The 6740-nt window shown below is 71.0% G+C and carries 7 protein-coding genes; 2 read left to right on the forward strand and 5 right to left on the reverse strand.

All coding sequences use genetic code 11. The features are described 5' to 3' along the window. Window positions 1-156: 156 nt before the first annotated feature. Entirely contained in the window at window positions 157-957 is an 801-nt protein-coding gene (locus ASD11_RS17615; protein ID WP_162246518.1) for a TetR/AcrR family transcriptional regulator C-terminal domain-containing protein, read from the reverse strand. 41 nt (window positions 958-998) lie between these two features. Here ASD11_RS17615 and ASD11_RS17620 point away from each other — a divergent pair, with 41 nt between their 5' ends. After that, window positions 999-1616 (forward strand): HAD family hydrolase, encoded by a 618-nt coding sequence (locus ASD11_RS17620; protein ID WP_235503406.1) that lies wholly within the window; start codon window positions 999-1001, stop codon window positions 1614-1616. Window positions 1617-1737: 121 nt separating this feature from the next. Here ASD11_RS17620 and ASD11_RS17625 read toward each other — a convergent pair whose 3' ends face one another. The 4 genes from ASD11_RS17625 to ASD11_RS17640 all read right to left on the reverse strand — a co-directional run bounded on the left by ASD11_RS17625 (window position 1738) and on the right by ASD11_RS17640 (window position 6368). Next, complete coding sequence (locus ASD11_RS17625) at window positions 1738-3111, reverse strand: aminotransferase class III-fold pyridoxal phosphate-dependent enzyme (RefSeq protein WP_056290814.1); 1374 nt, start codon at window positions 3109-3111, stop codon at window positions 1738-1740. 22 nt (window positions 3112-3133) lie between these two features. Then, on the reverse strand, window positions 3134-4492 hold the full coding sequence (locus tag ASD11_RS17630; RefSeq protein ID WP_056290818.1) for a flavin monoamine oxidase family protein: 1359 nt from the start codon (window positions 4490-4492) through the stop codon (window positions 3134-3136). Between the two features lie 67 nt (window positions 4493-4559). Beyond that, complete coding sequence (locus ASD11_RS17635) at window positions 4560-5981, reverse strand: NAD(P)/FAD-dependent oxidoreductase (RefSeq protein WP_235503407.1); 1422 nt, start codon at window positions 5979-5981, stop codon at window positions 4560-4562. A gap of 99 nt (window positions 5982-6080) precedes the next feature. After that, window positions 6081-6368 carry a DUF1330 domain-containing protein gene (locus ASD11_RS17640; RefSeq protein ID WP_056290822.1) on the reverse strand — a complete coding sequence of 96 codons (288 nt, stop codon included), beginning with the start codon at window positions 6366-6368 and terminating at the stop codon, window positions 6081-6083. 87 nt (window positions 6369-6455) lie between these two features. On the opposite strand from ASD11_RS17640, the gene ASD11_RS17645 reads away from it, so the two are divergent. After that, window positions 6456-6740 (forward strand): NAD(+)--rifampin ADP-ribosyltransferase (locus ASD11_RS17645; protein ID WP_056290824.1); only part of this gene is annotated, 285 nt, incomplete at its 3' end.

Below are 6740 nucleotides of genomic sequence, written 5' to 3' on the forward strand. Positions count from 1 at the left end.
CCTCCTTGACCTCGCCCGTGACCTTCTCAGCGGTGTTCTTGGCCTTGTCGATGAAGCTCATGACTCGTCCTCTCGGAGATGCTGTGTTGATCTGACATCTACAAGATTACGGCGTAAGCCAAAACCTGCTCGGCGCGGTGAACAAGTTTGGTGAGATTAGGCGATCTGGGCGGCGATGCGGTCGAGCATGTCCTCGAGCGCTCGGGTGAACTCCTCCACGTAGTGGTCCTGCGCCAGCTGCTCCGCGAGCCGGTGGACGGTGGGATAGGAGTCCTCGTCGACCTCGCCCAGCGGGTCGATCAGGTCCTCGGCGTCGTCGGCGTCGGCGATGGCCTCGCGCTCCTCGACGTCGCGCGTGGGTGTGAGGCCGCCCGGGACCGGCTCGGGGTCGGCGCTGCCCGGTGAGAGCGCGCCGTCGCCCGCCTGCGGGTCGCGGAGCGTCCTGGCGCCGGACTCCATCAACAGGTAGCCGAGCAGGAAGCTGTTGAACGAGCGGTACGCGAACAGCACCTGCTCGTCGTCGAAGCCTGCCTCGCCGAGGGTCTGGAGCATGGACTCGATCCAGGCGAGGGATCGCAGGGGCGGGTTGATCCACGGCGCCTCGGCGGGGCGGGTCGCGACGAGAGGGAAGGCATGCGGGTGCGCCACCGCGAAACGCCGGACGCCGTGCGCCAGGCGGAGCAGGTAGTCGCGCCAGCCCTCGTCGGCGGTCCTGCGCACCTCGGGGTCGTGGTCGAGCTCGGCGACGACGAGGTCGACCACGGCGTCCAGGAGGTCGTTGCGGTCGCTCACGTGCTTGTACAGCGACATGGCCTCGACACCGAGCCGGGTGCCGATGGCCCGCATGCTCGCCGCGCCCACGCCCTCGGCGTCGATCAGCTCGAGCGTCGCGCGCGCCACGACCTCGCGCGAGAGCCCCCGTCCGCGGCCACGTCCTGGGCGTCCCGATTCCGCCATGCCGACCATCCTCCCAGAGAAGCGCCCCGTAGGTTCGAGACGTGAACGACCTCGTGATCGGCTTCGACCTGGACATGACGCTCATCGACTCCCGCCCCGGGATCAAGGCGGTCTACGACGCGCTCGTCGAGGAGACCGGCACCTTCATCGACACCGAGCTCGTCGTCTCGCGGCTCGGCCCGCCGGTCGAGTGGGAGCTGGCGCACTGGTTCCCCGAGGACCAGGTCCAGGCCCTGGGCGACCGGTACCGCGAGCTGTATCCCGACATCGCGATCGACCGGGTGCAGGCCTGGCCGGGCGCGGCCGCGGCGTTGGCCGCTGTCCGCGCAGCCGGGGGCCGGACGGTCCTCATCACGGCGAAGGTCGCGGACAACGCCCGGCTCCACGTGGAGGCCCTCGGTCTCGACCTCGACGACGTCCGGGGCTCTGCATGGCGCGAGGGCAAGGCCGACGCGCTGCGCGAGGTCGCGGCCACGGCCTACGTCGGCGACCACGAGCACGACATGGTCGCTGCGAGCCTGGCCGGCATCCCCGGCATCGGCGTCAGCACCGGTCCCAGCAGCCCCGACGAGCTGCGCGCCGCCGGCGCAGCGGTCGTCATCGACTCGCTCGAGTCGTTCCCCGACGCCCTCGCGGACCTGCTCGCCCGCGAGCGGTGACCTGGCGTCCGTGACCGACCTGACCCACCCTGGGGGCGGTGAGCCAGCGTCCGTTCCGGAGTCCCGGACGGCTCCAGACGGACGCCAGGTCACCGCCCTGGGCGGTGGTCCGACGGTCGGGTCAGAGCTCGCACATGTGCTTGCCGGCGTCGGTGAGGACCACCTCGAGCCGGTCGACGATCTCGTCGAGCAGCGCCGCGTCGCTGACGAGCGGCGGGGCGATCTGCAGCACGGCGTCGCCGCGGTCGTCGCAGCGCGCGATGAGTCCGGCCTCGCGAAGACGTCGGGGCAGGAACGAGCGCAGCAGCTCGTCGCGCTCACGCTTCTCGAAGCGGGTGGCCTCGTCGTCCTTCACGAGCTCCATGGCCCAGAAGAACCCGGCGCCACGCACGTCGCCCACGATCGGCAGGTCCAGGAGCCGGCGGACCCGGTCGCCCAGCGCCTGTTCCTGCTCACGGACGTTCTCGAGCACCCGGTCGCGCTGCATGATCTCGATGGTCTTGGACGCCACCACCGAGCTCAGGGGGTGGCCGCCGAAGGTGATGCCGTGCCGGAAGACCTTGGACCCGTCCACGAGCGGCGCCACCACGTGGCGACGGGCGAGCACCGCTCCCATCGGGGCGTAGGCCCCCGTGATGCCCTTGGCCACGCTGATCAGGTCCGGTGCGACGCCGAACCGTGAGGAGGCGAACCACTCGCCGATGCGACCGAAGCCCGTGATGACCTCGTCGGCCATGAGCAACGCGCCGTACCGGTCGGCGAGCCGACGCAGTCCCTCCCAGTAGCCCGGCGGCGGCACGAAGCAGCCTCCGGCGTTCTGCACCGGCTCGGCGATGATGAGCGCGACCTCGTCGGCACCCGCCGCGAGGATCGTGTCCTCCACCTCGGCGAGGAGCCGGGCGCAGAACGCTGCGGGGTCGTCGCCGTCGGGCTGACGGAAGGCGTTGGTGGTGGAGACCCGGTGGACCTCGACCGGGGCCTCGCCGAAGCCCTCCTTGAACGGCTGCACGCCGGTGAAGGAGAGCGCTCCCAGCGTGACGCCGTGGTAAGCGGTGTGCCGGGCGACGGCCTTGGTGCGCTGCGGCTGCCCGATCGCGATGAAGTGCTCGCGCACGAGCTTCCAGGCCGACTCCACCGACTCCGACCCGCCGTTGGTGAAGAAGACCTTGTAGTCGTCGGCCGGTGCGAGGCTCGTGATCGTCTCGGCCAGCTCGATCGTGGGCGGGTGGGCGGTGCCCCAGCTCGTGTTGAACGCCAGCTGCGTGAGCTGCGCGCTCGCGGCCTCGGCCACCTCCTCGCCGTAGGAGTAGCCCAGCTGGGAGCAGAACAGGCTCGACAGCGCGTCGATGTACTGGTTCCCCTTCGTGTCGTAGACGTACGGGCCCTCGCCCCGATCCAGCACCAGGAGGTCGTCGACCTCCTGCTTGGAGAAGTGCAGGACGAGACGGTCCTTGGCGACGCGCTGCAGCCGGTCGTGGTCGGGGTGGATGGTCATGGCGTACCTCGGGATGGGGTGTTCAGGACTGCGTCTGGTCGATGACGGCGCGAGCGATCTGCGCGCCCACGCGCAGGGCCCCGTCGACGTGCTGGAAGCCGAGCCCGGCGATGTCGGAGCTGCCGATGTGCATCGGGCCGACGGCCTTGCGCAGCTCGGGGCCGAACCGGGTCAGGCCGCCGATCTCGAAGCTCGACCCGTACGCGCCGCTGCCGAGCTCCTCGGAGGTCCAGTCGCTCTCGAAGTACGAGAGCGGACGTTCGGCCTCCGGGCCGAAGTAGCGCGCGAGGGAGTCGAGCACGAGGGCGCGGCGCTCCTCGGCGGGCAGCGCGAGCACGGCGTCGGCCTCGAGGTCGGACACGAAGCCGACGAGCGTGCCGCGGGTCTCGTCGTGGTTGGTGTTGTCGTAGGCCTCGTGCACGAGCTCGTACGGACTGAAGGCCGTGCCGGACAGGCCGGCATCACGCCAGAACGGCGTGTCGTAGGTGATGTGGAGCTTGATGACCTGTCCGAAGGACTGGTGCTCCCGTGTCTCGCGCTGGCGGGCGGGCAGCGGCGGGTCGAACCGCACGCGGCTCACGGCCGTGGGCGGGACGGCCAGCACGAGGGCCCGCGCCGACACCTCGAGGTCACCGGCCGCCACGACGACGGAGTCGTGCGACCACGACACCTTCTCCACGTCGACCCCCAGCCGGACGACGTCGCCCAGGCGCTCGGCGAGGCGCAGCGGGACGCTCTGCAGACCGCCGACCACGCGCCGGTCGAGGATGAACTCGGAGTCGACGAGGTTGCTGAAGCTGCCGGCGCTCGCCGCCATGAGCACGGCCTGCAGGGCGGAGAACGTGTGGGCAGGCTTGGTGAGCATGGCCTGCGCGATGAACATCGCGACGTTGTCGCGGGCCTCGGGCTCCTTGGTCTGGTCCTGGAGCCACGACCAGAACGTGACCCGGTCGAGGTCCTCCGCCCCGAGGAGCTCCCAGGGACGGTCGGGGTCCATCGCGGCCGCGAGCTCGTCGAGGCGCTCCGTGAGCCGGTCCATCTCGGCCTCGACCTCGGGGGCGACCGGCAGCTGCTCACCGGTGAAGGTGGTGCGCCGGCCGTCGAGGCCGATGTAGACCGACTCACCCTCGCGGTAGCGCTCGAAGGTCTCGAGCCCGAGCCGGTCCAGCATCTCCAGGAGCGCGGTCTGGTCGGGCGAGACCCACTGACCGCCGAGCTCGAGGTCGACGCCGTCGACCGTGTCGGACCACAGCCGGCCGCCCACGCGGTCTCGTGCCTCGAGGACGAGCACGGATCGCCCGGCCTCGACGAGGGCGTGAGCCGCCGACAGCCCTGTCGCTCCTGCGCCCACCACCACGACGTCGACGTCCTCGTGCCTCATGCCTGTGCCTCTTCCTGTGCTTCCGGGTGGGGTGCGACCTGTCCAGGCCGCAGTGGGGTCGTGCCGGTCATGAGTCGAACCCCAGTCCCATGCGGTCGAGGGTGCGCAGGAACAGGTTCCGGCGGCCCTCGTGGTGGTCGGCGCGGTCGAGCGACCAGCGCGTGGCGTTGATGCCCACGGACGCGAACGGCTCCGGCGGGAACGGCAGCGGCCTCTTCTGCACCATCGAGAGCTGGGTGCGCTCGGTGGGCGTGCCGTCGAGCCGGTCGAGCATGACCTCGGCGGCGAACCGCGTGGCGGCCACCCCGAGCCCGGTGAAGCCGGCGGAGTAGGCCACCCGGCCTCGCTTGGTGAGGCCGTGGAAGGCGCAGAACTGCGTGGAGGTGTCGATGGCACCGGACCAGCGGTGGCTGATGCGGACGTCCTCGAGCTGCGGGAACGTCGTGAGCAGGTGCGAGGCCAAGGTGCGGTAGCTGCTCTGCCGGTCCTCGTAGGCGGGGTTGACCTTGCGGCCGGCGTGGTAGATCGCGTCGTACCCGCCGTAGAGGATCCGGCCGTCGGCCGTGAGCCGTGAGTAGTGGAACTGGTTGGCGAGGTCGGCCAGGCCCTGCCGGTTGCGCCAGCCGATCGCGTCGCGCTGCTCGGCGGTGAGGGGCTCGGTCATGAGCACGTAGTCGTAGACGGGCACGGTGGACCAGCGCAGGCTGGGCAGCACGGAACGGAACACGTTGGTGGCGAGTGCGACCTGCGCGGCGCGGACCACCCCACCGGGGGTCGTGAGCTCGACCGCCCCGGTGCGGCCGGCACGGAGCCGCTGCACGGGCGAGTGCTCGTGGACCTCGACCCCGAGGTCGCTTGCAGCCTGCGCCAGACCGCGGGCGAGCCTGGCCGGGTGCACGAGCGCGCTGTCGCCCTGCGTCCACCGACCTGCCAGGAAGGTGGGGCTGTCGATCTCGGCCCGCAAGCCGGCCGCGTCGAGCAGCGTCCCGTGCGTCTGCTCCTCGAGCCACCTCACCTGGTGCGGCTCGTAGGCCACGGCCAGGACGCCGGTCCGTTCCAGCTGGGCGTCGATCCCGAGCTCGGCGACGTCGCGCTCGAGGGCGTCGAGGTTCTTGAGCCCGAGGCGCTCGAGGGTGTCGTACTCGTCGGGCCAGCGGCTGCGCCCGTTGTCCTCGCCGTGCGTGAGGCTGGCCTCGGCGAAGCCGCCGTTGCGGCCGGAGGCGGCCCAGCCGATGGTCTGCGCCTCGAGCAGCACGACGCGGCGCGACGGGTCACGGCGCTTGGCCAGCACGGCCGTCCAGAGCCCGGCGTAGCCGCCGCCCACGACGGCGAGGTCGGTCTCCACCACCCCTTGCAACGAGCCGTGCCCGGACGCGGGGGCGTCGTCGAGCCAGAAGACCCGGTGCTCCGACGACTCGAGCGCACGCGACACAAGACCGGCCGGCGGCGCCTGCCGCTCGAAGACCGTGGTGTGACGCATCGAAGCCATGGTCCAGTGTCACACACACTGCGGATTAGAGGCGTTTCGGGCAGGTAAACCAGACCGATCCATCGTGAGAGACGGATCTGACCACTGATTCTGTGGGCGCTAGGCGCCTGGGACGATGCGGATGTCGCGCGAGGCTCCGCCGTCGAGCGCGGCCAGGGCGGCCTGGTAGGGCTCGCCGTCGTGGGCCGCCACGGCCGCCTCCACGGAGGCGAACTCGATGAGCACCGAGCGCTCGTTCCTGCCCTCCTCGAAGAAGGCCCCCGGCAGGCCTCGGGCGAGGAAGGTCCCGCCGGCCGCGGCCAGGGCGGGCCCGGCGAGCTCGGCGTAGGCCTGCATCTTGGACTCGTCGTGAATCTCGAAGTACGTGCTGATCCAGTAGGCGCTCATGCGTCCATCCTGGCACCGCCGAGACACGGAGACAGCGCGGCCACGCGCGCCTACAGTCAGAGCGACGCCACCTGCCAGGGAGAGACGATGACCGACGCACCCGTCCCGTTCGAGGTGTTCCGTGAAGGCACCTACCTGCACGGGACCAAGGCCGACCTCCAGCCCGGTGACCTGCTCGTCCCCGGTCGTCCGTCGAACTTCGAGGCCGACCTCGCCATGCGGCACGTCTACGTCACGGAGACGCTCGACGCCGCCACCTGGGGCGCAGAGCTGGCCCAGGGCGAAGGTCGCGGACGCATCTACGTCGTCGAGCCGTCCGGCGACGTCGAGGACGACCCCAACGTCACCGACAAGAAGATGCCGGGCAACCCC

The sequence above is a fragment of the Aeromicrobium sp. Root495 genome (assembly GCF_001426755.1).
Classification (GTDB): domain Bacteria; phylum Actinomycetota; class Actinomycetes; order Propionibacteriales; family Nocardioidaceae; genus Aeromicrobium.